A 25,857-nucleotide genomic window follows, 5' to 3' on the forward strand; every position below is an offset into this window, starting at 1 on the left:
ATAAAATCCACATACTGCAGCTCTCACTCACCACAGACAAAGAGAGCCAAATACGATGAAAATTCATATGCTGTTCTTTAGCACCTCCATGTTACTAAGCCATCAAGCAATGGCTTTCGATGTTGAAGTTGATCCGTTTGCCTATGCACTGTCTGGACATTCTGTCCATTTCGGCTTTGGTGAAAACAATTTCCGCTTTGATATAGGTCTATTCGGGGCGGACATTCCTGAGGCTTTTCATGGTAACGAAAATTATGAACAAGAATTCACCGGATATGGCGTCAAGCTAGACTACTTATTTGGGCGCTATGAAGGTTTATTTGTTGGTATCGAAGCACAAACATCTGAATACAAATACACCCTGAAATCCACCAAAGAAAACACCACTCGAACTCAAACCTCGTTCGGACCAAGAATCGGTTATCGCATCATGTACAGCAAGAACATGACCATTACGCCTTGGCTTGGAATTGACTTTAATCTGGAGCATGACGATATCGTACTGAGTGGAGAAAAGTTCGAAAGTTCTACTGTTTCTTTATTCCCAACCGTTCATCTTGGTTGGAAATTTTAAAACCGAGTTTTATCAGAAAAACGATAGGCATCATTAAATGAAAGGCATCACAGGAAATCTGAATTGGCTTTTAAGGCTTGAAGGTCTCACTCTTCTTACCTTATCGACAGTGGCTTTTGCACACTATGGTATTGGTTGGAAGGTGTTCGCCCTACTCTTTTTAATACCCGACCTTGCCTTGATCGGCTATTTATTAAGCAATAAAGCAGGCGCCATTTTATACAATCTGACACACGCATTGATTGGCCCAGCTTGCTGTCTTTGTCTTGGCCTGATCATAAGTGACAGCCAATTTATGGCCATCGGATTCATCTGGTCAGCGCACATAGGGTTTGACCGAAGCTTAGGTTATGGCCTGAAATACAGTGCTGGCTTTCGCTATACTCACCTTGGAACAATAGGGAAATGACAAAATAGCTCACTCTTCACTACACCTACAATTCGTATCACTCGATTTTTTTAATCAAGCCTTGTCGTGATAAACCCAATGGTTAGTAAGGTGTAAATACGCCCCCCCTGAGCTTCAATCTTGCCAGAAAAACAGGCCATCAAGACAAGAGTGAGCAGTATTGTTCATGCCCTTCAATCACGTCTTAACAAAAAGAGGCCGTTTCTCAGAAACGGCCTAAAGAACGCACTAAAATCAAAAGACTTATTCTTACCTAGCTTAAAGTACAGCTAGGCTTAGGTATTTACTTTGCGACCTCTTAAATCCCTTGAAATGTACTTATTTTTTCTTTGAGATGCGCCATTTCATTACCAATCGACTCTGTTGCCGTGCGACTTTGATCAAATAGTCCACCGGTATGCTCACTTTGGTCTGCCAACATTTCTAGCTGAGTATTGATTTCTGTAACCGCGGTATCTTGAATTCCCGCTCGTTCGGCAACTTGTTCATTCATATCAAACAACTGTTGTAAAAAAGCATCTAACGCCGCCACTTTTTCAGCAACCGATTTTTGACTGCCTAGAGTATCCGCACTTTTATCACAAGCCATATCGACTTGGTTCGTCATTTGAGAGGATGCATTTCTCAATTGAGTAATAATCTCTTGGATTTCAGAAGTAGACTGGCTCGTTCTCTGAGACAACATACGAACTTCATCAGAAACGACTGCAAAACCTCGTCCATGCTCACCTGCTCGTGCCGCTTCAATTGCAGCATTAAGCGCCAATAAATTGGTTTGCTCTGATATAGACGTAATCACATCCAACACAGACATGATTTTTTCAATATTGTCATTGAGTTCAACCAGGCTCAATTTGCTTTGAGCCATATCGCCCTCTAGCTCTTCCAAAAATACCAAGCTATTCTTCACTTCTTGGTTAGCTTGCTTTAGTTCACTGTTACTCTGATGAGAAAGTTCACCTGCTTGCATCGCTAAACTCGTCACCTGTGCACTTTGTTCAGTAATGTCTTTAGTTAGTACAAAAATGCGATGAACCGATTCTTTTTCATTTTCAGACGCTTGAAAAAGTTGGTCTGCTTGTTGGTTTAAGCCACCAATAGCATTATCTGTTGTGGACACAGCTTGATTGACCGTCGTTAGAGATCCTTTTAACGTCGCGATTAATTGATTGATAGCGCCAGCCAACGTGCCTATTTCGGCCTGATCTGGTGTTATAATTTTATAGCTTAAATCCAAATTTTGAGCCACATTTCGAACATCACTTGCAATTCTAATAATGGGTTTGGTTAATGTACCAATTAGAAAATAAAGAACCCCAAGCGTAATAAAAATAAAGACAATAGCAGCAATGAAATCTTTTCTAAGTTGCTGATAGATAGGAGCCATAATCTGACTACGAGGTACATCAATAACAATAAATCGGCTCAACGCAGGAATCCACATAGCACCGAAATAATGAAGGCTTCCATCTATTTCAATTTCATCAATCGTAATGTCACTCTTATTTGAGATCCATTTAGTTAAATGTTGTTTATTAATTTCCTGAGTATAAGAAGAGTCACCCTTCACTTGAATGACGCCTGACTCAGTAACGAGCATGGCACGGCCATCATCACCAATATGAAGCTTGTTCACCATAGCAATAAGCTTACTAGCTTTAATCCCTAATCCAGCAACCGCATAAGGCGTATTTGTTTTAGAATTAACAGCATCACTTCTATAGTTGATATAAAGCATTTCTGTTGCATATTGTAAGTTCAACTCATATTCTTTTCCTGTTGCTAAGAAATCAGGATAGAACTGTTTGTAGGGATATTTTTCCAGTAACATGGAAGAAAATTCACCATTATTCTCTATGTATTCAAGGCCTTTATTTGTTTCGAAGACATAGAAGACCGTATCACTGCCAACCATTTCTTTGATCGACTTCATCTTTTCCCCGACCAAAGGCATCTGGGTATCCATTTCACCATTTCGAAGAAAACGCTCTACCAATGTGTCGTTTGCCATCAGTTTTGAAACCGTAACTAACGGCAATATTTCAAGGCTAATTTTTGTAGATAAATCCGTTAAATAATGGGGAAATGTTTCTTTTTTGAGTTTATCTAGCTCAAAATTAATAGTAGAGAGGGTTCCTAATAAAGCAGAGGAAATAAAAGAGACGACCAACAACAATGATAAAACAGTGAACATACGACTTCTAATAGACAACCTGTTCCAACTCATTTTTATTCCTTATGTTTTTACACTTATTTACTACACAGCGAAAAGCAAAAGAAATAAAGCAATCCATTGCTTATCGAATTCAAAAGTTCGAAAACAAATTCTACTATAAAAAAGCACGCTATAAACCACGAAAGACTAAATTTCTTGCCTATGGTGGTAGTGCATACCTTTCTATCTTTTTGATCAGACCTTGCCGTGAAATACCCAGCCGTTTTGCGGCTTGGGTACGGTTATCTTGGCAAGTCTTTAGTGCTTGGTGAATAAGCCGAATCTCCAGATCTCGTACTTGTTCATCAAGAGTTCCCTCTTTACTCAAGGCGCTTGCAGCTCTTTGACTGACTTTCTCGGCTATGGGATACAAGAGCTGTATATCATCCATGGTGATCATGCCTTCAGGGCAAATAGAAGCGACGCTTTCTAGAGCGTTTTTCAATTCACGCACGTTGCCAGGCCACGCCTGACATCGAAACCATTGCAACGCCTCACTACTCAGTTGCAATGATTTCTCTTGAGACATTTGCAACCGAGATAGGAACGCTTGTAATAAGACAAGCACATCTTCTAAACGTTCTGCCAACGCCTGAGTTTCAATATTAACGCCCTTAATTCGGTAATATAAATCTTCGCGAAAGCTCCCTTCTTTCACTTTTTCCAGCAAGTCTGCGTTGGTCTCATGAATGATCCAAGGAGTGTTGTAGCGACATCCATTAACACGCGGCTCGACTTCAGTAAACGTCCTCAGCTTTTGTATCTGTGTCCTTCGTTCTTCCTTTATCTGTCCATGTGCAAGCGGATCGGAAACACGTAAAGTGGAGGGCCTATTTTTCGCCTCACAATTCGACAGTTAAGGACTCAACATGATTCGCAAAGATATGTTTTTAGCACTGATCATTATCGTCGCGTGGGGCTTTAATTTTATCGTTATGCGTTGGGGTTTAGATGAACTCACACCTATGATGTTAGGCGGATTACGCTTCCTCGTTATCGGCATGATTGGCTGCTTCTTTTTCTCTCGCCCTAATACCCCACTGTTTTGGTGTATTGGTTACGCTTTGTCGTTAAACTTCGGACAATTTGCCTTTTTATTCAGTGCCATGTCTTTTGGTATGCCCGCAGGGCTGGCCTCCTTGGTGCTGCAATCCCAAGCTATTTTTACGCTGCTATTCGCTATTCTGATGTTGAAAGAAACCATCCGGCCGTACCAAGTACTCGCAATTGGCATTGCCATTGGCGGTTTAGCTGTGATCGGATTAGACAATGAAGACACCACCATGACCGCACTTGGTTTTGGTTTGACCTTAGCGGCGGGATCAAGCTGGGCGTTGGGTAATATTTTCACCAAAGTCATCAGCCGAAAAGGCTACGATGCCAACCTAAACCTTATCGTTTGGTCTAGCTGGGTCCCGCCCGTACCCTTTTTTCTTTGTGCGTATTTCATTGATGGGGGCGATGTCATGTGGAATAACCTCATTGGATTGAATTTCAAATCCATGGCGTCACTGGCCTATTTATCCCTCTTTGCAACATTGGCAGGCTATGGTTTGTGGAGTCATTTACTGTCTCGCTATCCGGCGGCCACTGTCGCTCCGCTCACCCTGGGTGTACCTGTTGTTGGATTAACATCAGCGGAAATTTTTCTGTCTGAAACGGTCAGTATGACGCAATGGGTGGGGATTTTAGTCGTGCTACTTGGCTTGATGCTAAATACATTCGGTGGCCGCTGGCTAAAAAACGTGAGCCAGCGCACCATTTAGCAATCATTAAGACATGAACTATTACTCTTTTCGATCTTGTTGCGCATCGATTTTATCCGCCAAGCGAGCGACCTGAGCTTGTAACTCAGAAATCTGCGTAACCAAAGCCTGGTGATGGTTTTCCTGATTCTCATGCTCTTCTTGCACGGTTTCTCTCGTCATCACATCCAATACCACCCCCACCATCATGTTCAAGAACACAAATGCGGTTAAGAAAATAAAGACGATGTAGAAGATCCAACTAAACGGATAGACCGTCATGGTTTCATACATGACGTCGGTCCAATCTTCAAATGTGGCGACGCGGAACAAGGTCAGCATAGAAATGGCAATGTCTCCCCATAGATCTTCATTGACCTGATGAAAGAAGATGGAGCCCACCGCAGCAAAGATATAGAAAATGATAAACATCAATAAGGCGATGTAACCCATTTTTGGAATAGCTTTGAGTAGCGCATTGATCAGAAAACGCAAATCCGGAATGATGGAAACCAAACGCAAAACACGAAATACACGCAGCAAACGCGCCACTAAGATCATTTCGGTATCGGATACGGGAATCAAACTCCCCACCACAATCACAGTATCAAAAATGTTCCAAGGATCACGGAAAAAACGTTTCTTATCGTCACACGCAATAAAACGCAAACTGATCTCAACGAGAAAGAAAACCGTGATAAAAGCATCTAAATAATTGATGGCCGCTTCCACACCATAAGGTAACGAATAAGTTTTCGCTCCAACCGTGAGTGCTGCAACAATAATAATACTGATGATAAAACCCTGGAACCAGACACTGCGTTCAACACGTTTCATCAAAGCTAGCCAGTTACCCGAACGACTCATATCCATGACAATTGCACCTAATAATCAAACTGATGTACCCGCTTCAAAGACAAGCGCAGTCATATTAAGTTCATATGGTGAGGATTTAAAGCAGAAATAAACAGCCATGAAGGCAAGTTAAGTACGTTTGACGCGAACCACTTTCATAATCTCAACAGGGATGCCAGCGACGATCTCCTGAGTAGGGTAATAAGTCAGGTTAACGCGTGCACCACGAAGAGTACGGTATTTACCTTGGCGCTTAAAACGAAACGGCACGTCATAGCCTTCGATCATCAGGGTATGGAGGATCCAATCTTCTTGTGAGCGCTGCACATGAGACTTCACTTTTAAGGCATCAGAATGTACGAGTTCTCCGTGACTTTTTAACAGAGTTTCAGGATCTGATTTCACTTGAGCCTCCTTCCGATAGTATGAAAGCCTCTAAGTATGACACAAAACCAACCGAAGCATAAAAAATTGAGCGTTTTTTAGCCAGATGCGCCCTTTTTTCTTATTTCACATTAGTTTCTGTTGTGGCCTCTGCTTTACTTCCTGATGGCATTGACTGGCCGTCATTGCCGTTTCTTGTGTGGCAAACCTATCACAGCCTTCAGCAAAGTCAGACGAACTCAATAAGGTAGCGTTGTGAACGACCGTTACAACACATAAAACAACACACATGGCACGATGGCCAGACTCATCAAATTGCTTATTAACACAATCGACGCGACTTTATGAGGCTCTTGTTGATATAACTCAGCCACCATGTAGTTTAGTACGGCTGGTGGCAAGCACGCGAAGACCAGTAAATAACCAAAATATTCATCCGACATGCCCACTGTTGCTTGCCATAAAAAAGCCACCACCAGCCCACTCAACGGGCATAAAAAACCACTAATCACCCCTAATCGCCACTGACTAAAGTCCACACTGGTCATGCGCACACCCAATGCGAACAACATCAATGGAATGGCAATTTGCCCCAGCATATCCACTGAGACCTTCATTGCAGGCATCAATTCCCAACCTTGAAAGCTCCAAATCAGCCCTAAAATGGTGGCGATAATCATCGGCATTTTCAACACATTCAGTGGGTTGGACTTCGGATTCAGAAGATAAATCCCCACCGTGAAATGCAGTAGGTTTTCGGTTAAAAACAGCACCACGGCAATCGGCAAAGCCGACTCACCAAAAGCCAGTAAAATCAGCGGAATTCCTAAGTTACCACTGTTATTGAACATCATAGGTGGCACCAAGGTTTTCGGTGACACCTTTAACCATTTACACAATGGCCACACCAACAAACCCGATCCTAATACCACCGCCATAGCGGCCAGCATCAAATCCAAATAAAACGCAATATGGAACTCTTTGGAAGCCATGACGGAGAAGATTAACGCTGGGGCAAACACACTGATATTCAGACGATTAGCCACTGTCATATCCGTCGGACGGACACGTGCATACAGAAAAGCAACTAGGACAATACAAGTAAGAGGAAAGACCGTATTAAAGATTTGCGTCAGTAAAGCTGAAGAGTCCATTATTCGCCCTTTGAAAAGAAGAACGATAGCTTACCCTTGTTAGATTAAAAGGCCAATCTGCTCAGTAGCTAGTTTTTCTCAAACAGTACCGATGGAATCAAAATAAACCGTTGTGGGACGTCTTTACCCGCCAACAGATCCATGCCAATTTCAATGGCTTTTTCGGCCATTTGCACAGGACGTTGAACCGCCGTGGCAATCCAAGGGTTGTTCGGTTGTTTGATCAGGTCTTCGGCAAAAGGAGCGCCATCGACCGAGGCCAACAGAAATTCATCTCGCTGAGCTTGCTTTGCAGCCCTAAGCACACCCAGAGCAGTAGGGTCATTAATGGTAAATACCGCATCGATATGATCATACTCTTCCATCAAATAGGTCATGGCTTCCATACCGCCTTCAACACTGCCTGTGCCATTCATGCGATCACTGAGCAGGTGGATATTGGGGTATTTATTCAACGTCGATTTACAACCAGCAACACGCTCAATGACCGATGACACCAGCACGCCATTGATGATCACAAAATTGCCTTTGTAGCCGGTTTTCTTCGCTAACCTTTCGCACGCTACCACACCCGCTTGAACATTGTCTGTCGTGATCGTCGCATCCGCACCATCGGCATTCACATCTACCGCGATGACTTTAATACCAGCACGCTGAGCCTTTGCCACCACTGGTGCCACCTTGTACTCATCAGCCGCGGTCAACACAATTAAATCGACATCTTGTTCAATAAAATCATTTAATTGTTCTATCTGCCTTTGCCAGTCATAAGCATCGGAACGGATCAGCATTTTAACTGGACCATTCGCCAATGCTTGGGCTTTACTGGTCGCGGCATCCACTAGCTTAACGAAATATGGATTACCCAAATCGGCCACACTAATGCCAATGGATCTAAGTGGCTGAGGTTCGGAGGATTGGGAAGAAATCGGTAATACTAATGTCGAACAGAGCAATACTGCCATGCCACTCGGAAGCACACGACGCACCAACCAACTTGTGCGCAGGCTGACCATGCCACGGTGAAGAAGTTTGATGATTGTTTTCATGAAATGTCCTCTAACATGGCAGGATAAAATAAGCCCCTATTTTGCCTTACTCATTGGCAGAACAAAATAGAGGCTTAAGCGGTATCTGACTCGCTTTTAGCTAATGTCTCTTTTACTCTCGAAACCATGCCAAACTGAGCTTGGTAACATTAAGCGGCACTCTCAGTGCCATCAACCTCCATCGCCCCGGTCATAATCGCGACAGCATCCGCCATAGAATGCGATTCAGGTGTCACCACCGCGGTTCGTTTCCCCAAACGGTGAATGTGAATACGATCTGCTACCTCAAACACATGCGGCATGTTATGGCTGATAAGGATAATAGGTAAACCACGATCTCGTACTTCCTTGATTAAATTCAATACGCGTCGTGATTCCTTCACACCCAGTGCAGCGGTGGGCTCATCCATAATCACCACCTTACTACCAAATAACGCGGAACGAGCCACCGCCACACCTTGACGTTGACCACCCGATAATGACTCTACCGCTTGGCTGATGTTTTGAATGGTCATCAAGCCTAGCTCCGCCATTTTTTCACGGGCGCGTTTTTCCATTTCTTTCTTATCGAGCATACGAAAGACTGACCCCAAAATACCCGGTTTTCTTAATTCACGACCAAGAAACAAATTGTCTGCAATGTTCAACGCAGGCGACACCGCCAAGTTCTGATAAACCGTTTCAATGCCAAGGGCTCTGGCTTCCATAGGTGAACTAAAATGAACCGGTTTGCCATCCAGTAAAATCTCCCCTTCATCTGGGGTCAAAGCACCAGACAAGGCTTTAATCAAAGACGATTTGCCCGCTCCGTTGTCACCAATGACGGCTAAAATTTCACCAGGATAAAGCTCAAAGTCAGCATGATCGATGGCGGTGACACTGCCATAGCGCTTCACCAGTTTTTTAGTTTGTAAAATAGGCGTTTGGTTATAATCAACTGTCATTATGCTGTCCCTCTTCGAATCCACTGATCGACACCAACGGCGACGATAATCAAGATACCCACGGTGAACTCTTGCCATAAGACATCCACACCGGCGAGCGCCAAGCCATTACGAAACACCCCAACGACCAGCGCCCCAATCAAGGTACCGTAGATAGAACCGCGCCCACCAAACAAACTACAACCACCAATTACCACGGCAGTGATACTGTCCAAGTTAGTGGTATAACCTGCCTGTGGACTGACCGAACCAATACGACCAATCAATACCCAAGCCCCAATCGCACACACCACGCCCGCTAAGATATACACGGATAATAAAATACGGTCTGTACGGATACCGGCCAATTTTGCCGCCGCAGGATCATCCCCGGTGGCGTACACATGACGTCCCCAAGAGGTCCAATTCAAGGCGTACCAAATGACAAAAAACAGCGCCAACATCAACAGAGAGCCATAGGTTAATCTGGCACCAAAAACGTTAATCGTCTCCCCTAACCACTGCAATAATGGCGCGGCCGAATTAATATCTTGTGAGCGAATTGTCTCACTTTTGGAGTACCAAAGATTCAATGCAAAAAACACATTCCAAGAGCCTAAGGTGGCAATAAAAGGCGGCAATTTCATGCGTGTAATGAGTAAACCGTTAATAAAACCGGCAATGGCCCCAACACCGATCCCGATCAGCAAGGCTAACCAGGCTTCAAAGCCGTAATCCATCGCCATCCGCCCCATAACAACGGATGCCAGTACCATGATGGCACCGACGGAGAGATCAATGCCGGCGGTTAAAATAATCAGCGTTTGCGCGACACCAATCACGCCTATGATGGTGACCTGCTGCAAAATCAGTGACAAGTTAAATGGGTGTAAAAATCGGCCACCAATAATCATACTGAAAGCCACAATGGCAAGAATCAGTACAATGCTTGGTGCCGCAACAGGGTAATGATGTAGAAACTTTTTGAAACGCTCTAGTAAGCTTGCTCGATGTTCAAAACTGGCGACATACGTCTGCGCTTGATCCGCCACTTTATCGTGTTCAAGCACAGGTGAAGAAGGTTTTGTGTCGGTTGAACTCATAGACTACTCCAGACAGGAAAACAGCCGTTAGCCCATGACGGCTAACGGCAAAAGTGGGCATCTTATTTTTACCCAACTATCATTGAAATGGGGTTAGCCCCAGCACATACTCAAACCCGTTTCCGAACTAATGGATTGAACGCCTTCGACTGGCTCATCTGTGATCAGTTGAACCCCTGTGTCGAAGAAGTCTAAGCCATCAGAAGCCGATGGACGTGAGCCTGACTTAGCAAAATCAACAATCGCAGTGACGCCTTCAGAGGCCATTTTAAGAGGGAATTGCATAGAGGTTGCGCCGATCACACCATCGCCGATGTTTTGTACGCCAGGACAGCCACCATCGACAGAAACAATCAGTACGTCTTTTTCCAGACCAAACGACTTCAATGCTTCATATGCACCGGCAGCAGCCGGCTCATTGATGGTGTAAACCAAATTCACTTCAGGGTCTTTTTGCAATAGGTTTTCCATTGCTCGGCGACCGCCTTCTTCCGAACCTTGAGTAACGTCATTGCCGACAATGCGAGAGTCGGTTTCGTCACCATTACGACGTGGGTCTTTTACATCAATGCCAAAACCTTTCAAGAAACCTTGGTCACGCGCAACATCGACTGTGATTTGACTGCTGTTCAAATCCAATAAGGCAATTTTCGCGTCTTTCGCTTTATCACCCATTTTCGCTTTTGCCCACATGCCAATCATTTCACCGGCTTTAAAGTTATCTGTGGCAAACGTCATGTCAGCGGCATTGGCAGGGCTTAAAGGGGTATCCAAGGCAATGACTAATAAACCCGCATCGCGAGCTTTCTGAATAGCAGGAACAATACCTGAGGTATCACTTGGGGTAATCAATATGCCTTTCGCACCGGCTGAAATTAGATTCTCAACGGCTTGTACTTGGGTTTCATTGTCACCGTCATAACGACCAGCAAAAGTACGTAACTCAACACCCAACTCTTTTGCCTTGGCTTGAGCACCTTCTTTCATTTTCACAAAGAATGGGTTGGTGTTGGTTTTGGTGATAAGACCTATGATAGGGGTTTCGGCTACGGCCACAGTGGACAAACTGGTTGCTGCGATTAGGCACGCCAATTTCTTAGCAGAAAATTGCTTCATAAATGTCATTGTTCTGTCACTCCAATATTTTGTTTTTATTATTGGCATTGATGCCACGAAGGATCTTTTAATCCTTGCTAATAATATGAAGCGCAAAAACTAACGAATAATTTCAATTCTCATTTTTTATTGTAATATTTGTAATATTTCAGCGACTGATGTGAAAAATCTTCTCTAAGTCTTTGATCGTAAAGGGCTTGGAAATAAACAAATCATTACTTTTTAGATGATATTTTTGTTCTAACTCATCTTTTGGCAAGCCAGACATTAATAAAATATCGCCTTGGAAGGCTTTTTCTTGATCCTGTATATGATGCGCTAATGCAACGCCATTCATGGCACCCGATAAATTCACATCCGACACAATGGCTTCAGGCAGAATCGCCTTTTGCAACGCCTTTAACACGCTTTCAGCGCAATCAAACGATTGTACAATCAGGCCCATTTTTTCCAATTGTTCACGCATGACTCGGCACACTTCTTCATCGTCTTCCACCAGCCAAACTAAACTTTGTTCCAGCAAATGAATTCGCGCCACATGCTGTTCTGCGAATTGATCTGCCACCGCCAAGGGTCGCAACTGTTGTGGCAAAAACAAACACACTCGCGTCCACTTACCGGGTTCAGAGGTAACTTTAATTTCACCACCACTTTGCTTCACAAAACCGTAAATCATGCTCAAGCCTAAACCGCTGCCTTTGCCCACCGGTTTAGTGGTAAAGAAGGGCTCAAAAATACGCCCAATAACCTCTTCTGAAATTCCTTCACCCGAGTCTTCAACACGAATACGAATGGCTGGAATGTCACTGTCTGGCAGAGTGCACGTTTTGGTAGAGAAAGACAGACGTCCACCTTCTGGCATCGCACTAGCGCTGTTTAAGGCCAGATTCAAGAGGGCATTTTCCAGTTGGGAAGGATCAATCAAGCTGACCACATTCGGGCATTGCAACTCGCTGTCGACCTGAATGTGGGATCCAACACTGTATTCCACCAGATCCAACATGCCTTCAATCAAATCATCGACAGCAATCGACACAGGAAACAATTGCTGACGACGGCTGAATGCCAGCAAACGTTGCACCAAATTACTGCTTTTTTCAGCCACCACCAAGGCTCGGTCTATGTACCTTGCTTGATCGGCGGATTGTGGCTGAGAATCTGACAACATTTGCAGATTGCCCATAATCGCTGCCAGAAGATTGTTAAAATCGTGCGCAACGCCTCCTGTTAATTGGCCAAGCATTTCCATCTTTTGTGCCTGTCTTAACTGGCTTTCCACACTTTTACGTTCTGTTAGGTCCGTATACAGGGTGACAAAGCCACCTTCCGGCATAGGTTTAGAACGGAACTCAATGATCTTACCGGAATCAAAATGGCGCTCGAAACTTTGCACACGCAAGTGTCGAGATTCATTGACCTCATCCATGTGTACTTGTTGGTTTTCTAAATTAAGGTTTTTGTGTTCTCCCCGATTAATCAAGCTTTGCACCTCATCAATCGGCATGTCGATGCGTAGCTCTTCATCCGCTAAATCAAACAACTTTTGATAGCCTAGATTCCAAGCCACCAGCTTACCTTTGGATGAAAAGACGCTCAAACCATCGTTCATATTATCAAAAATGGTTTCTAGCAAGCGCTTCTGTTCTGACAACTCCGCCGTCACGGCAATTCGTCGCAAGGCATCTTGGCGAAACACATCAAAGGTATCTGCTAAGGTTCCAATCTCGTCATTACGGCGAATCAGGGCCCGTTTTGAATCCACTTGTCCCAAGGACAATTGCTCCATATTGTTGGTGACCACGCCTAAGTCTTTGGTCATACGCTGGCTGTACCAATAAAGCCGCGCCAGACCTAACAATAAAAACAGTGAAATGCCAATGATCCAATTCTGTCCAGTGGCCACAAAGGACGAAACATCCTGACGCTGACGACTCACTTTTTTCTGTAAGCCCCCCACAAAGTCACTCACTTGCTGACTCAGCTGTTCAGACTTCGCCCGAATGGCAATCAGCAAATAATTTTTTCTCTCTTGTATTTCATTTAAGCGCCGATGAGCCTGCAATAAATCCTGCGCAATACTGGTCACATCGGCGTCTTGCTCAGAAAGCTTTAAAGTCTTTGCGATGCGTTCGGGCAACAAACTGGGGGCTTCTAATAACTGAAGTAACCACGCCAATCCTTGTTGATTGGGAATGTCTATGGTGTTGGTTGAAGGCAATAACTGACGAATACGAAACTGTTGCGCTAAACCATCTTCCCGTAAATATAATTCTTCTCGAACGAGAGAAACCAACTCCTCCAGAGTCGCCTGCAAATCATCCAAACGCTTATCTATGTCCACCTGAAATTCTGAATCCATCAGGCTGTCAGCGACGCCCCGTAACTCGACAATACGACGATGAATTCGCTCTGACTCCGTTTGCAACTGGAATGGCCGACCTGAACCCGCTGTGTAAGGTGCAATCGCCGCTAACTGAGCAACGCCTTCCGCTAAGGTTAGCGATGTACTGATTTCTGGGAGGGTTTCGGATTCAAATTCCGATAAAGTCGCTTCACTGACTCGCATGGATTGCCAACCAATGCCGATCATGAAAAAGGCCACCAGACTGATAGCCAACATGGACAAAGAGGCTTTTTGACGAATGCTGACAAAGCGCATCAGCTGGCTCGCACTGGGCCTTGAAAGAAATACCCAAGACCACGTTGTGTTTTAATGAATTCTGGGGTTTTCGGGTTGGATTCGATTTTACGTCTGAGGCGCAAAATCAGCACATCAACAGTACGATCAAACACCTCCGTTTCTAACCCTCGACTTTGTTCAATCAATTGCTCACGAGTGAAAATCCGATCTGGATGTCGTGCCAGCACTTCCAGCAAGGAGAATTCGCCTAGGGTCAAGGTCACCAATTTACCCTCTTGATCCTGTAGCAAACGCGCGGTGAGATCCAATACCCATGAGCCAAAACGCAAACATTCGTGGTCTTGATTAACGGTATGAATGTCAACGGGAGGTACTTGAACAGAACGACGTAACAAAGCATGGATACGAGCGGTCAACTCACGCAAGTTAAAAGGCTTCATCATATAGTCATCGGCGGCCAACTCTAACCCTAAAATTCGATCGGTTTCATCCCCCTTCCCAGTAAGCATCATGATGGGCATGATAAATCGCTCTCGAACGTCTCGCGCTAAATTCAGGCCATCTTCTTCTTTCAAGTACAAGTCCATTAATACCAGATCCACCGTTTCTGCCTCTAGATGCGCCCACATTTGATGTCCATCTTCAGCCTCTCTCACTTGATAGCCTTTCTGTGATAACGCATCACACAATAGCTGACGAATATCCTGGTCATCGTCAACGACCAATAAGGTTTTTTTACTTGGCTCTGTCATTATATTGGTTAGGATCCGTTGTCATTATTATTCGATGCACAATGGCCTTGCAGCACCGCAATATTCTTATCATGTTAAAGTTAATAGAAGATTAACAGAAGGAAAAGCATCTTGCCCCAGATGAAACGCATTCAGCTTAGCTTTTTACATCCTCCTCGTTGGATAGAGTGTGCTTCAGAAGACACCATTCTCATGACCTTGTTGGCCCAGCAAGTACCTATTAAACACGCCTGTGACAATGGCGTCTGTGGTGTTTGCCTGACAAAATTGTTGGCGGGAGAAATACATTACGGCACGAAAATACCACGCGGCCTCACCACCAAAGAACAAGCCGAGCATTACTTCTTGCCCTGCATCGCTACCTGTAAAACGGACATTGTCATTGCTCAACCTAAAGTTAAGATTCGCTGAAAGCCCAATTTAAAACCTTCCACACGATAACCCCCTTTTTTCTCTAACGTCACTTTCTGTGCCGTCATCGTTTAAATGATCAAGCCGTTTCGACCAAATATGCATCGTTCTGAACCTTTTTCAAACTTTTTTGCACATAGTTGCAAAATGTCATCTTTCTGACATGGAAGGTCTCTATCTTAGGTTTCAACATTCGTTTTTTGAACTTGAGGATGACATGACAGCAGTATCCCAATCGGCTCATTTATCACCATTGCAAAAATGGCGACATCGACTTGTGATCGCAAAGTGCGATCCAACTTTATTGATTGGTTTGGGGCTATTATTTGTCTTTGCGTGGTTGATTGCGGCACCCATCATCAATGTCCTGTTTGAAGTGTTTACCGTTCAAACAGGGGATGAAATGCGCACTGGTGGCGATGCAGGCCAAGTGACGAGCTATTACCTAGAACGCGTCTTTGCCTCCCGGATGTCCTCTATTATTTTTTGGAAGCCCTTGTGGAATACCTTATTGGTTTCCATTATCTCTATGCTGCTTTCCATGACCATTGGGTCCATTCTGGCTTGGCTGCTAGTACGGACGAACCTCATGGGGCGTCGTTGGTTATCCACCGCCTTGATAATCCCTTTTATGCTCCCGGCTTGGACCTTTGCCTTGGCGTGGACCACCTTGTTTAAAAACGCCACGATTGGTGGTCAACCGGGTTGGGCCGAAGCCATGGGCTATCAGCTGCCGGATTGGGTGTCTTATGGTGCGTTTCCAACCATCCTGATTATGACGCTCAACTACATTCCATTCGTTATTTTATTAGTGGGTAATGCGTTAAGACGCTTAGACAGCCAACTCGAAGAAGCCGGTCAGATGCTAGGGGCCAGTCGAGGGAGAGTCGCCTTATCGATTGTTTTCCCGTTAATGCGTCCAGCATTGATGTCCTCCGCGTTATTAATTTTCGCTGATGCAATCGGTGAGTTCTCAGTGCCTTATGTGCTAGGTCTACCAGTACAGTTTGAAACTCTCGCCACCTCTCTGTACCGCGCCATCGGCACTCAGCAAAATGGTGTGGCGGCGGTGTTTGCAGGCGTCATTTTAGTGGTCGGCATTGCCACCTTAGCACTGGATACTTGGATGATGCGCGAAGCTAGACGGTTTGCCATTATCGGTTCCAAGGGAGCGATGGAACGTCGTCAATCACTTGGTTGGCTACAATGGCCTGCGACCATTCTTGCATTAGTCATGGTCTTTATTGGCGTCATTGCACCACTGGGAGCGCTGGCATTATCCACTGTAATGCATTTGCCAGGTCGCTTCGAATTATCAAACTTCACCTTAGACTATTGGATTGGTACCAACCTAGATACGGTGGCATTACGCAACGGTATTCTGTTGTCATCGGAATTTTGGAACGCCGCTTGGAGCTCCATCAGCATTGTCGGCAGTGCTTCAATATGCGCTGGAATTTTAGGACTATTAACCGGCTACATTGTGTTGCGCTCACCTTTGAAGTTCGTATCCGTGTCCTTACGTCAAATTACCTTCTTCCCCTATTTAGTGCCAGGGATTGCCTTTGCGGCGGCTTTTTTAACCTTATTCGCTGTGCCACATGGCCCTATTCCAGCCCTATATGGCACCCCCATGATCCTTTTCCTTGCCCTCATTGCTGACCAAATGCCCTTTGCCAGTCGCGCAGGGATTTCAGCCATGACCCAACTGGGTAGCGATGTTGAAGACAGTGCACGTGTCGCCGGTGCAGGTTGGTTACGACGCATGTTCTCTATCATCCTGCCCATTCAACGTAACGCTCTAGTGACGGCCGTTTTAATGCCTTTCATCTCAGGTATTAAAGGCGTCAGCTTGTTCATTATCCTGGCGGTGCCTGCGACCGACGTACTCACGACGTTCTCAATCCGTCTTATTGATTTCAACTACACCCAAGCCGCTAATGCGGTCGTATTGATGATTGCCTTGATTGCCCTATTCGGCACCATCCTCATCAATCGCCTCACTGGGACAGGCTTAGCTCAAGGTCTGGAGAGCTAATACTATGTCAAATATTACCTTAAACAATATTTCGAAATGCTACACCCAGGGCCACCCACCAGCGGTCGATCAGGTATCCATGGAGATCCAAGATGGCGCGTTTATGTGTGTGTTGGGGCCTTCTGGCTGCGGCAAGTCCACCATTCTGCGCATGATCGCCGGTCTGGAACACTTAACAGATGGCGAGATATCTGCCGATGGAAGAGTACTTGATAACGTCGCCAAAGGCCTCTTTATTCCAGCGGAAAAACGCCATATTGGCTTGGTTTTCCAATCCTATGCCTTATGGCCTCATATGACTGTCTCACGCAATATTGAGTTTGGTCTGCGCTTAAAAGGCTTACCAGCTAAAGAGCGTAAAAAGCTAGTGGCTGAGATGATCGTGATGCTCAAGATCGAAGGGCTGGAAGATCGCTACCCTGCACAGCTTTCAGGCGGACAACAACAACGTGTTGCCTTAGCTCGAACCTTGGCCATGAACCCCGGCATCTTATTATTAGATGAGCCATTATCGAATCTCGATGCGTCATTGCGCCTGTCCATGCGGGCTGAGTTAACGCGCCTACATCAAGAGTTCGGCACCACCATTGTCTTCGTCACCCATGATCAGTGGGAAGCCATGACATTGGCGACACAAATTGCCGTGATGAACAAAGGCACTCTCCAACAAATAGGCACGCCGGATGATATTTACGAGCGCCCAGCGAATCGTTTTGTCGCTGAGTTCATCGGTAATCCGCCGATTAATATGATCTCAGCGGAAACAAAGCCTGCTCAGCAATTAATGCATCAAGCCGGCTTTTCCATGTCAGTCAGTGAAGGAACACAACTTGGCTTGCGTCCAGAAGGTTTACAGTTAAGTCGAGAGGCTTCGCCATCCAGTGTGCCCGTCACAATCAACGACATCTTACCAACTGGCGGAGCTTGGATCATTGAACTGACCATAGATCAAGATGAAACATCGCCTTTAAATCTGGTCCACACCACTCAAACACCACCACTTTGGCAACGAGGTGATCAAGCCAATTTAAAAGTCGCCAGTCACGCCATGCATTTATTCAATGCAGATGGCAAACGCCAACCCTTTGCTTTAACCCCTAAGGCTGCGACCTACCGCACTTCTGCGGACCTGGTTTCGCCTGATTTTAGTCAATCCAAAATTGAGGACATCTCATGATTCGCAACATCCCTAGCCTACTATTAGTCGGCACGCTTGCTTCGACGTCAGCCTTCGCGGAGGATTTCGACCTTAATGCCTTAGTCAAAGCCGCCAAGTCAGAGCCTGCGCTTTCTGTCTACGACTCGACCGGCAAAATCAAGAAACAAGCCAAGGCCTTTGCTAAAAAATACGGCATTGAAAACACCGGCACCAAGATCAAAGCCGGCGCCAGCATCAAAATGGTACTGAGTGAAACCAAAGCCAATAACGTCAAATCGGATGTGGTAATCATCTCAGATGTACCAGCCGCTTCCGCTCAGTTATTATCGAATGGCTATACATACAGCTATCTACCGGAAGACATGAAAAGTAAGATACCAGCACAATTTAGCAATCCATTAGTGGTATCAAACTCACCTGTTGTTTGGTCTTACAACACCGCACTAAACGACAGCTGCCCGGTTGATAACATCTGGGCACTGACCGACCCTGAGTGGAAAGGTCATGTCACCATGCCGGACCCGCTGAACAAATCCCTATACACGGACTTTTTCAACCAGTTTGCCATGCATCATGACAAGCTCATTGCCGACGCTTACCAAGCCCACTACGGCAAGCCGCTGAAAACCAATTTAGACAGCGCCACTGCGGCCTTTGTGGTCGCCCTAGCAAAAAATCAGCCGTTGCTAACCAATTCGGATGGTGATGTCGCCTCCGCGGTTGGCGCACCTGACACCAAGGAAAACTTCATTGGCATCATGTCATCAGCGAAATACCGTGAAAACAAAAACGGCATGAAACTTGGCATCTGTGCGTCAATGAAACCTATGGTTGGCATGCTTTACCCTAAATTCATGATGATCACCAAAGGCACGGACAGCCCAAATGCGGCGAAATTATTTGTGCATTACATGTTGACCAGTGAAGGCTTTAAGCCTCAAGCCATCGACGGCAAAATCTCAACCAATATTGACAACAAAATCCCTGCTGTCGAACCTTCTGGCGTGTCGGCTTACCTAGATCAACTAATAAAATACAACCCAGCGTCAGCTCAAGATGACTGGGCAAGCCGCCAAGACTGGCAAGACCTTTGGGCGCTTGCACGTGCTGGCCAACTGTAGACAACCTTGAGACTAGATGAACCCAGTTCATCTAGTCTCATCAGTAAGACACAGGCCAATGACTGAGCCTGTGTCAATTTTTAAAGGATTACCTTGAACACATTACATGATATTGAACCACGTGCCAGCTTCCTAAAAACCTTGATTCAAAAAGCCTCCGCGCGCGCGCTGGAAGGTTACTTAAATCGAGAAGCCGGTTCCTATGATTTAAAAGGCCCACAAGACTTTTTAACCGAAACCGATCTCGCCGTCGAAACCATGATTCGGGAGGAAATATCACGCCATTTTCCTGAAGATGCCATTTTAGGAGAAGAAGGCGGCGGTACACCTGGGCCCGCCACTTGGATCATAGACCCCATTGATGGCACCGCCAACTTTGCTCGTGGCATTCCCCATTTCTGCGTCATTATTTGTTTTTGCGTCGATGGCAAAGCCCAATTGGCCGCCATTGCGCAACCAGTGTCACAGGAGTTGTACTTTGCTCAACGCGGCAAAGGCGTCACCAAAAATAACCAAGCCATTAGCGTGGCACCTACCTCAGATATGACACAAGCCCATGTTGAGCTTGGCTGGTCACAAAGAGCCACAACACAAGCCTACTTAACGGCTCAAGACGACTTATTCAAACAAGGTGCCAGCATTCGTCGAGGCGGTTCCGGCGGCTTAGGATTAGCCTGGGTGGCAGAAGGACGAACCGATGCCTATCTAGAAATCTCCATGAACACTTGGGACTGTATTGCTGGCATGTTGATGGTCGAAGAAGCCGGTGGGCAAGTCGGTACTTGGCCAAACAGCTTGGCAGATCTACTAGACACTGGCCCTGTACTCGCTTCGGCCCCCGCCATTGCGACACAAGTTTGCCAAGTTAACTTTCCAAATTTAGCCCTAAAGGATCCATCATGAATCAATCAACTGTCACCGACATTAAACAAGTCTTTCGAGAGGCCGACGCAAAGCGTGCACCTCTTCATCTGATTCATAAAAACTTTCTTGGTCGTAACATCGACCTTTATATTGGCAACAAACAGGCCGCTTCCGATCCTGAATTATTAAGCCAACATGGTATAGGTACGGTTTTCAATTGTGCGGTCAATCTGGACATTAACCTGGTCACCACGCAAGACCCGTTAAGCAAGGTCTTACCCTTTGGTTGGTCGCCTGTGCGTTACTACAAACTGGGCATTGTCGATGGCCCTGGCAACCCTCATCCAATGATGCTGGCAGGCTATTATCAATTGCGCAGCTTGATCGACCAAGAATTACCAAATAAACCAAGTTACCCGTGGAAAGAAACTGGTAACATACTCATCAACTGTCGTGGTGGACGCAGTCGTTCAGTAACGTTAACCGCACTTTTACTGCATTTAGACGAGGCTGAAACCTATCCAAGTCTAGAAGACGCCATCGCTCACATACGTGAAGCCAGACAATTGATTAAAGAAGAATGGCCTGAAGCGCCCAAACAAGTATTGGTCGATGCCGCCCATTGGGCCGCAGAACAAGTAAAACGTTTGCAGCCCTATCTGCCCAAAGAGAAAGTGTAAATGCAAAGAAACAAAGGTCCTGAAAAAAACAAAGCGACGTCGGCTGCCGACGTCGCGCGTTTGGCTGGTGTCTCACGTTCGGCTGTTTCTCGCACCTTTACTGACGGCGCCAGCGTCTCGGCGAAAACCCGAGAGAAAGTGCTGGCGGCTGCCACCGAACTCAATTATCACGTTAATCATCTAGCCCGTAGTATCTCAAAAGAACAAAGCCGACCCGTTTGCCTACTGGCCGCTAATTTAGACAAGCCTTATCACAATCTATTATTAGACGCTCTCACCAAACAACTACAACAAGACGGACGCATGGTGATGGTGATCAATGCCAGCTCAGAGCCTAGCAGTGCCGAACAAGCCATGCGTCGCGCTCTGCACTACCGAGCATCCGCCAGTGTGGTGATGTCGGGAACACCACCGCAAGAATTGGTCCAAGCCTGTGTCGACTCAGGTCAGAAAGTCATCATGATTAACTGTAGTGATGAGGTCGAAAACGTCCATCACATTCAGATTGACTATGTCGATGCCATGCAACAAGCCGTCACTCTGTTTCAACAAGCTGGCTGCCAAGCCCTTTCCTTAGTCAGCTCGACCAAGGGCACGCCTAGCCTGCTAGCCCGTGAACAGTTTTTTATCTCAGCAGCGCAAGCACAAGGTTTTGAGGTGACGATTTGGCGAGGTGACAACACCAACTATGAGGACGGTCAACACGCTGCTCAAGCCTTATTGTCCAATCGTCAGCCAAACCATGCCTATTTTTGCATTACCGATTTAGTCGCTTGCGGCTTTATTGATACCGCCCGCCATCAGTTTAATCTTTCAATTCCTGATGACATTAGCATTCTTGGCTTTGATGATATTCCTCAGTCCGCATGGCAAGCCTATCAACTCACCACCTTTGCTCAACCTTATCAGGGCATCGCCAATCGAGTCAGTGATATTTTAGGGGAACTTGAAGAAGCCGATTTAACCTCACGATTGACCGCGATCCCCAAGCTGCGTAATAGCCTTCGCTAAGAGTCGGAATAAAACGCATGCTTGCTGAAAACCAACCTAAAAATCGCTATGATGTTGGCACTATTTTAAAGGTTCTAACATGACATCCTCTTTGCCTATTCATGCCATTCTGCCCGACTTGCTTCAAACCTTATTGGAGCAAGATCAAGCGATCTTAGAAGCGGCACCCGGTGCGGGTAAAACCAGTGTGGTGCCATTGGCTTTGATGGATCAGGCCTGGAATCAAGGACGCAAGATAGTCATGTTGGAACCCCGTCGTTTAGCTGCCAAAGCGGCCGCGAAGCGATTGGCTGATACGTTAAAAGAGCCGGTAGGAAAACACATAGGTTATCGTATTCGTCACGACACCAAAGAAAGCAAAGAGACGCAAGTCTTGGTGGTCACCGAAGGCGTCCTAACTCGCATGTTGCAAGATGATCCTTCACTGAGTGATATATCACTTGTTATTTTCGATGAATTTCATGAGCGCAACCTCCACTCTGATCTGGCCTTTGCCTTATGTTTACAGGCACGAGAACTGTATCGCGATGAAGATCCTTTGAAACTACTGGTCATGTCCGCGACCCTCGATACGACCTTATTAGAACAACGTCTCAACTGCACCAGTCTCACCAGTACTGGTCGTAGCTTTCCTGTCAGAGCGCATTACGCCAACAAAACGCTGAAAACCGTCGAGGTTATTGATGAAGTGGCCCGTTTAACTTTGGCCGCCTATCAAGCAGAAAGTGGTAACATTCTGGTCTTCTTACCGGGTCAAAAAGAAATTAGACAACTCCATCAACAGCTTCAGGCACAGCTGAGTGAGCAACCACATTTAACCATTATGCCCTTGTATGGAGACCTTAGCTTGGAACAACAAGAGCAGGTCATCAAGGCAACCGTACCCCCTAAACGTAAAATAGTATTGGCGACGGCCATTGCGCAAACGAGCTTAACCATTGAAGGAATTGGGGTGGTGGTTGACAGTGGCCTGAGCCGTGAAGCCAGATTTGATGCCAATACCGCTACCACGCGCTTGCATACTCGTCGCGCGACACAAGCCGAAACGATTCAGCGCATGGGACGAGCAGGTCGTACTCAGGCGGGGGTTTGCTACCGTTGGTGGAGTGAAGAACAGCAGCATCGCTTAGCGCCACAAGCCCAACCTCAGATAGAATGCGTCGACCTAAGTGCTGTGACACTTAATCTGGCTCAATGGGGTGTACAAGATCGCTTAGAGCTTGATTGGATCACACCTCCACCCGAAAGCCACTTTCAACAATCCATTGATGTATTACGTCATTTAAATGCCATCGAAGCGACTAACCTGACATTGACGCCTCATGGTGAACAAATGAGTAAATTGAATTTAGAGCCAAGGCTGGCGCAAATTCTCTTGTTAGGCAAACAATGGGGAGAAACCGAGCTGGCCTGCCAAGCCTGTGCCCTATTGTCAGAAGGCGATCCGTTCTCTCAGCAGGATAGTGACTTTTCAATGCGCTTAGAATGGCTGGCCAATAAAAGCCCGATATCGACTCAAAAACCAAAACATTTTTATCTGCAATCTCTAAGGCAATGGCAAAATCGCAGCCAAAATCTCAAGCAAACAAAACAACAAATTGATCTTAAACAAGGTGTCGTACTGGGCACATTACTAGCAGGCGCTTATGCTGATCGTATCGCTCAACGCCTTCCCTCACAGGCTAAACAAAACGCTCAAAGCACGCGTTTTAAATTAGCCAATGGCCGTATTGCCACACTGGACAGTCGCGACTCAAATGCTCAAGCGGACTACCTTCTGGTCTTAGATATTGGTGGTCATCAAGGTCAACAAGAAGACCGTATTTTTCTTGCCCAATCATTGGATATCTCCGCCTTATCACATGCCTTGCCGCACCTACTGAAAACTCGTTCTCATCTGGCGTGGTCAAAATCGGAAGCGCGCCTTATCAGTGAACAGCAAACCTGGATTGGTAAGCTCTGTTTACATCGCAAGCAGTCTGCTCAATTCGATCCTCAACAAATCACCGAGGCAATGCTACAACACATTCGCCAGACGGGGCTCGATACGCTACCTTGGCAAGACGATAGCTCACAATTGATAGCACGCATTCAATTTGCCGCCAGTCATGACACTCAGGATTGGCCAGACATGGCGGATCAGGGCTTACTCGATAGACTAGCGGAATGGTTAGGCCCCTATTTGACCAACATCACAACGCAAAATGCCTTAAATAAACTGCCCCTTAAGCAAATCCTGCTGGACAGTTTGTCATGGGAACAACAGCGCAGATTGAATGAATACATACCGGATCGCTTAGCTGTTGCTTCAGGCAATCAGCATAAGATAGATTACCGCCAGCAACCGCCTAAACTCAGTGTCAAACTACAAGAAGTGTTTGGCATGACACAAACACCCAGTGTTCTAGGACAAAATTTAACCCTAGAATTGCTGTCCCCTAATCAACGTCCATTGGCCGTCACCCATGACCTGCCTTTCTTTTGGCGAGAGGCTTACCCAGAAGTAAAAAAGGAAATGCGCGGTCGTTACCCAAAACACCCTTGGCCTGACGATCCTTTAGCGGCACAAGCCACCGCAAAGACCAACCGAGCCTTACGAGCTTCTCAATAATGCCAATGCTCGTGCTGTAACCATTTGACTGAAGGCTGTATTTTTCGCGTGAGTTGGGCTCCAACCTAATATAAAGCGATGAAAATCGGCCCAAGCGATATCGAATAGTGAGCGCCATTCCACACAAACCTCTGACGCCAAATCAGCCGATTCGCCTTGCGCCACTAAACAGCGGGCTAGCTCAGCGTAGTAATACTCTAATAAATAACTAAGATGCTCTGTTAAGCTAGCTTCGTCTAGACAACTACCAAGAAAATAGGCCACATCTTGTACCCCAACACCTCGGCCTATGTACTGAAAATCTACTGCCGCAACCTGATCACCCAATTCAGAAAAACAAAAATTGGCTACCTTAGCATCACCATGTAGCAAGGTTTGAAAACGCGCTTGTGACAAGATTTCATCAATGCGACTCGCTGAGTCCTTCAACTCACCGTCAACCATTGCCTGCCATTCGTCAGGACGAGTCGCCAAATGCCAATACGTCCCTCGTGGCCACAACCCATTATCAGGCGTCGACTTTACACCAATAAAACGACTATGAAAGTTTGCCAACCAGTCCAATATAGGCAAACAAGCTTCCCATTCTAAATGGCCGTAACGACGTGGAAAACCGGCCTCATCCATGTCCTCAAGTAATATGTAGATCAAGTCGTCAGTTTGGTGCACGGCATAACAAATAGGGATCCTCGCCAACCGTTTTACTTGATCGCTCCAATTAGCATACCAATGTGCTTCAACTCGATAGGATGTTAACTTGCGCTGATGGGAGCGTTCTGATTGCCAGCCCCGTGGATGAGCCATAACTTGATCTAAACGAATCGTCTTCAAGATAACCGATGAGCCGGACAGGCTTTGGGCAGCCACTTGATAACGAACAATCTCGCCATATCCACTCCACAGAGATTGAATGATGTCTGCACGGACGACGGAGTCAGCCGCCAAACTGCGCTTAATAAATATTTCTGGTGACATAAAAGCCTCAAGCATCAACTGCTCCCATTGTACCCAAATTGCCACCGACAATGACAAAAGGAATCGT

The 25,857-nt window shown here is 45.9% G+C and carries 23 protein-coding genes; 11 read left to right on the forward strand and 12 right to left on the reverse strand.

The window, feature by feature from the left end; translation table 11 throughout:
- Positions 1 to 55 precede the first annotated feature (55 nt).
- Together MAR181_RS16555 and MAR181_RS16560 are read left to right on the forward strand one after the other, a co-directional pair.
- Entirely contained in the window at positions 56 to 574 is a 519-nt protein-coding gene (locus tag MAR181_RS16555; RefSeq protein ID WP_013797755.1) for a hypothetical protein, read from the forward strand.
- A 37-nt stretch (positions 575 to 611) separates the two neighbouring features.
- Complete coding sequence (locus MAR181_RS16560) at positions 612 to 983, forward strand: DUF4260 family protein (RefSeq protein ID WP_013797756.1); 372 nt, start codon at positions 612 to 614, stop codon at positions 981 to 983.
- A gap of 298 nt (positions 984 to 1,281) precedes the next feature.
- On the opposite strand, the gene MAR181_RS18440 is transcribed toward MAR181_RS16560, so the two are convergent.
- Both MAR181_RS18440 and MAR181_RS16570 read right to left on the reverse strand, forming a co-directional pair.
- Positions 1,282 to 3,210 carry a methyl-accepting chemotaxis protein gene (locus MAR181_RS18440; protein ID WP_013797757.1) on the reverse strand — a complete coding sequence of 643 codons (1,929 nt, stop codon included), beginning with the start codon at positions 3,208 to 3,210 and terminating at the stop codon, positions 1,282 to 1,284.
- 148 nt (positions 3,211 to 3,358) lie between these two features.
- Positions 3,359 to 4,054 carry an AAA-type ATPase lid domain-containing protein gene (locus MAR181_RS16570; protein ID WP_083815578.1) on the reverse strand — a complete coding sequence of 232 codons (696 nt, stop codon included), beginning with the start codon at positions 4,052 to 4,054 and terminating at the stop codon, positions 3,359 to 3,361.
- Positions 4,055 to 4,067: 13 nt separating this feature from the next.
- On the opposite strand from MAR181_RS16570, the gene MAR181_RS16575 reads away from it, so the two are divergent.
- Positions 4,068 to 4,964: an O-acetylserine/cysteine exporter gene (locus tag MAR181_RS16575; protein ID WP_013797758.1), complete on the forward strand. Its 897-nt coding sequence runs from the start codon at positions 4,068 to 4,070 to the stop codon at positions 4,962 to 4,964.
- Positions 4,965 to 4,985: 21 nt separating this feature from the next.
- Here the strand turns inward: MAR181_RS16575 and MAR181_RS16580 are convergent, their stop codons facing one another.
- From MAR181_RS16580 to MAR181_RS16620, 9 genes are all read right to left on the reverse strand, one after another.
- Positions 4,986 to 5,816 carry an ion transporter gene (locus MAR181_RS16580; protein WP_013797759.1) on the reverse strand — a complete coding sequence of 277 codons (831 nt, stop codon included), beginning with the start codon at positions 5,814 to 5,816 and terminating at the stop codon, positions 4,986 to 4,988.
- Between the two features lie 111 nt (positions 5,817 to 5,927).
- A complete protein-coding gene (locus tag MAR181_RS16585) occupies positions 5,928 to 6,203 on the reverse strand; it encodes a hypothetical protein (RefSeq protein WP_013797760.1) in 276 nt (91 codons plus the stop codon).
- 245 nt (positions 6,204 to 6,448) lie between these two features.
- Positions 6,449 to 7,336, reverse strand: coding sequence for an AEC family transporter (locus MAR181_RS16590; RefSeq protein ID WP_013797761.1), 888 nt, complete (start codon positions 7,334 to 7,336; stop codon positions 6,449 to 6,451).
- A gap of 68 nt (positions 7,337 to 7,404) precedes the next feature.
- Positions 7,405 to 8,385 (reverse strand): substrate-binding domain-containing protein, encoded by a 981-nt coding sequence (locus tag MAR181_RS16595; protein WP_013797762.1) that lies wholly within the window; start codon positions 8,383 to 8,385, stop codon positions 7,405 to 7,407.
- A gap of 149 nt (positions 8,386 to 8,534) precedes the next feature.
- Positions 8,535 to 9,329 carry an ATP-binding cassette domain-containing protein gene (locus MAR181_RS16600; protein WP_013797763.1) on the reverse strand — a complete coding sequence of 265 codons (795 nt, stop codon included), beginning with the start codon at positions 9,327 to 9,329 and terminating at the stop codon, positions 8,535 to 8,537.
- Positions 9,329 to 10,411 (reverse strand): ABC transporter permease, encoded by a 1,083-nt coding sequence (locus tag MAR181_RS16605; protein WP_013797764.1) that lies wholly within the window; start codon positions 10,409 to 10,411, stop codon positions 9,329 to 9,331. The genes MAR181_RS16600 and MAR181_RS16605 overlap by 1 nt, the downstream gene beginning before the upstream one ends.
- Before the next feature lie 93 nt (positions 10,412 to 10,504).
- Complete coding sequence (locus tag MAR181_RS16610; RefSeq protein WP_013797765.1) at positions 10,505 to 11,536, reverse strand: sugar ABC transporter substrate-binding protein; 1,032 nt, start codon at positions 11,534 to 11,536, stop codon at positions 10,505 to 10,507.
- A 139-nt stretch (positions 11,537 to 11,675) separates the two neighbouring features.
- A complete protein-coding gene (locus tag MAR181_RS16615) occupies positions 11,676 to 14,186 on the reverse strand; it encodes a PAS-domain containing protein (RefSeq protein WP_013797766.1) in 2,511 nt (836 codons plus the stop codon).
- Positions 14,186 to 14,920 carry a response regulator gene (locus MAR181_RS16620; RefSeq protein WP_013797767.1) on the reverse strand — a complete coding sequence of 245 codons (735 nt, stop codon included), beginning with the start codon at positions 14,918 to 14,920 and terminating at the stop codon, positions 14,186 to 14,188. The genes MAR181_RS16615 and MAR181_RS16620 overlap by 1 nt, the downstream gene beginning before the upstream one ends.
- A 120-nt stretch (positions 14,921 to 15,040) precedes the next feature.
- Between MAR181_RS16620 and MAR181_RS16625 the strand changes: the two genes are divergently transcribed.
- The 8 genes from MAR181_RS16625 to hrpB all read left to right on the forward strand — a co-directional run bounded on the left by MAR181_RS16625 (position 15,041) and on the right by hrpB (position 24,815).
- A complete protein-coding gene (locus tag MAR181_RS16625) occupies positions 15,041 to 15,331 on the forward strand; it encodes a 2Fe-2S iron-sulfur cluster-binding protein (protein WP_144011344.1) in 291 nt (96 codons plus the stop codon).
- Positions 15,332 to 15,548: 217 nt separating this feature from the next.
- Complete coding sequence (locus MAR181_RS16630; RefSeq protein ID WP_013797769.1) at positions 15,549 to 17,369, forward strand: ABC transporter permease; 1,821 nt, start codon at positions 15,549 to 15,551, stop codon at positions 17,367 to 17,369.
- 4 nt (positions 17,370 to 17,373) lie between these two features.
- Positions 17,374 to 18,546, forward strand: coding sequence for an ABC transporter ATP-binding protein (locus MAR181_RS16635; RefSeq protein WP_013797770.1), 1,173 nt, complete (start codon positions 17,374 to 17,376; stop codon positions 18,544 to 18,546).
- Positions 18,543 to 19,649, forward strand: a complete 1,107-nt coding sequence (locus MAR181_RS16640; RefSeq protein WP_013797771.1) for an ABC transporter substrate-binding protein — start codon at positions 18,543 to 18,545, stop codon at positions 19,647 to 19,649. The genes MAR181_RS16635 and MAR181_RS16640 overlap by 4 nt, the downstream gene beginning before the upstream one ends.
- 93 nt (positions 19,650 to 19,742) lie before the next feature.
- A complete protein-coding gene (locus tag MAR181_RS16645) occupies positions 19,743 to 20,552 on the forward strand; it encodes an inositol monophosphatase family protein (protein WP_013797772.1) in 810 nt (269 codons plus the stop codon).
- Positions 20,549 to 21,193 (forward strand): dual specificity protein phosphatase family protein, encoded by a 645-nt coding sequence (locus tag MAR181_RS16650; RefSeq protein WP_013797773.1) that lies wholly within the window; start codon positions 20,549 to 20,551, stop codon positions 21,191 to 21,193. Before MAR181_RS16645 ends, MAR181_RS16650 begins: the two co-directional genes overlap by 4 nt.
- A complete protein-coding gene (locus MAR181_RS16655) occupies positions 21,194 to 22,204 on the forward strand; it encodes a LacI family DNA-binding transcriptional regulator (protein WP_013797774.1) in 1,011 nt (336 codons plus the stop codon). It abuts the gene before it with no gap.
- A 79-nt stretch (positions 22,205 to 22,283) separates the two neighbouring features.
- Complete coding sequence (gene hrpB / locus MAR181_RS16660; RefSeq protein WP_013797775.1) at positions 22,284 to 24,815, forward strand: ATP-dependent helicase HrpB; 2,532 nt, start codon at positions 22,284 to 22,286, stop codon at positions 24,813 to 24,815.
- Here hrpB and MAR181_RS16665 read toward each other — a convergent pair.
- Positions 24,798 to 25,805, reverse strand: a complete 1,008-nt coding sequence (locus MAR181_RS16665; protein WP_013797776.1) for an oxidoreductase family protein — start codon at positions 25,803 to 25,805, stop codon at positions 24,798 to 24,800. The two genes, hrpB and MAR181_RS16665, sit on opposite strands and share 18 nt — an antisense overlap.
- Between the last annotated feature and the right edge of the window lie 52 nt (positions 25,806 to 25,857).

This window comes from Marinomonas posidonica IVIA-Po-181, from assembly GCF_000214215.1.
Taxonomy (GTDB): Bacteria; Pseudomonadota; Gammaproteobacteria; order Pseudomonadales; family Marinomonadaceae; genus Marinomonas; species Marinomonas posidonica.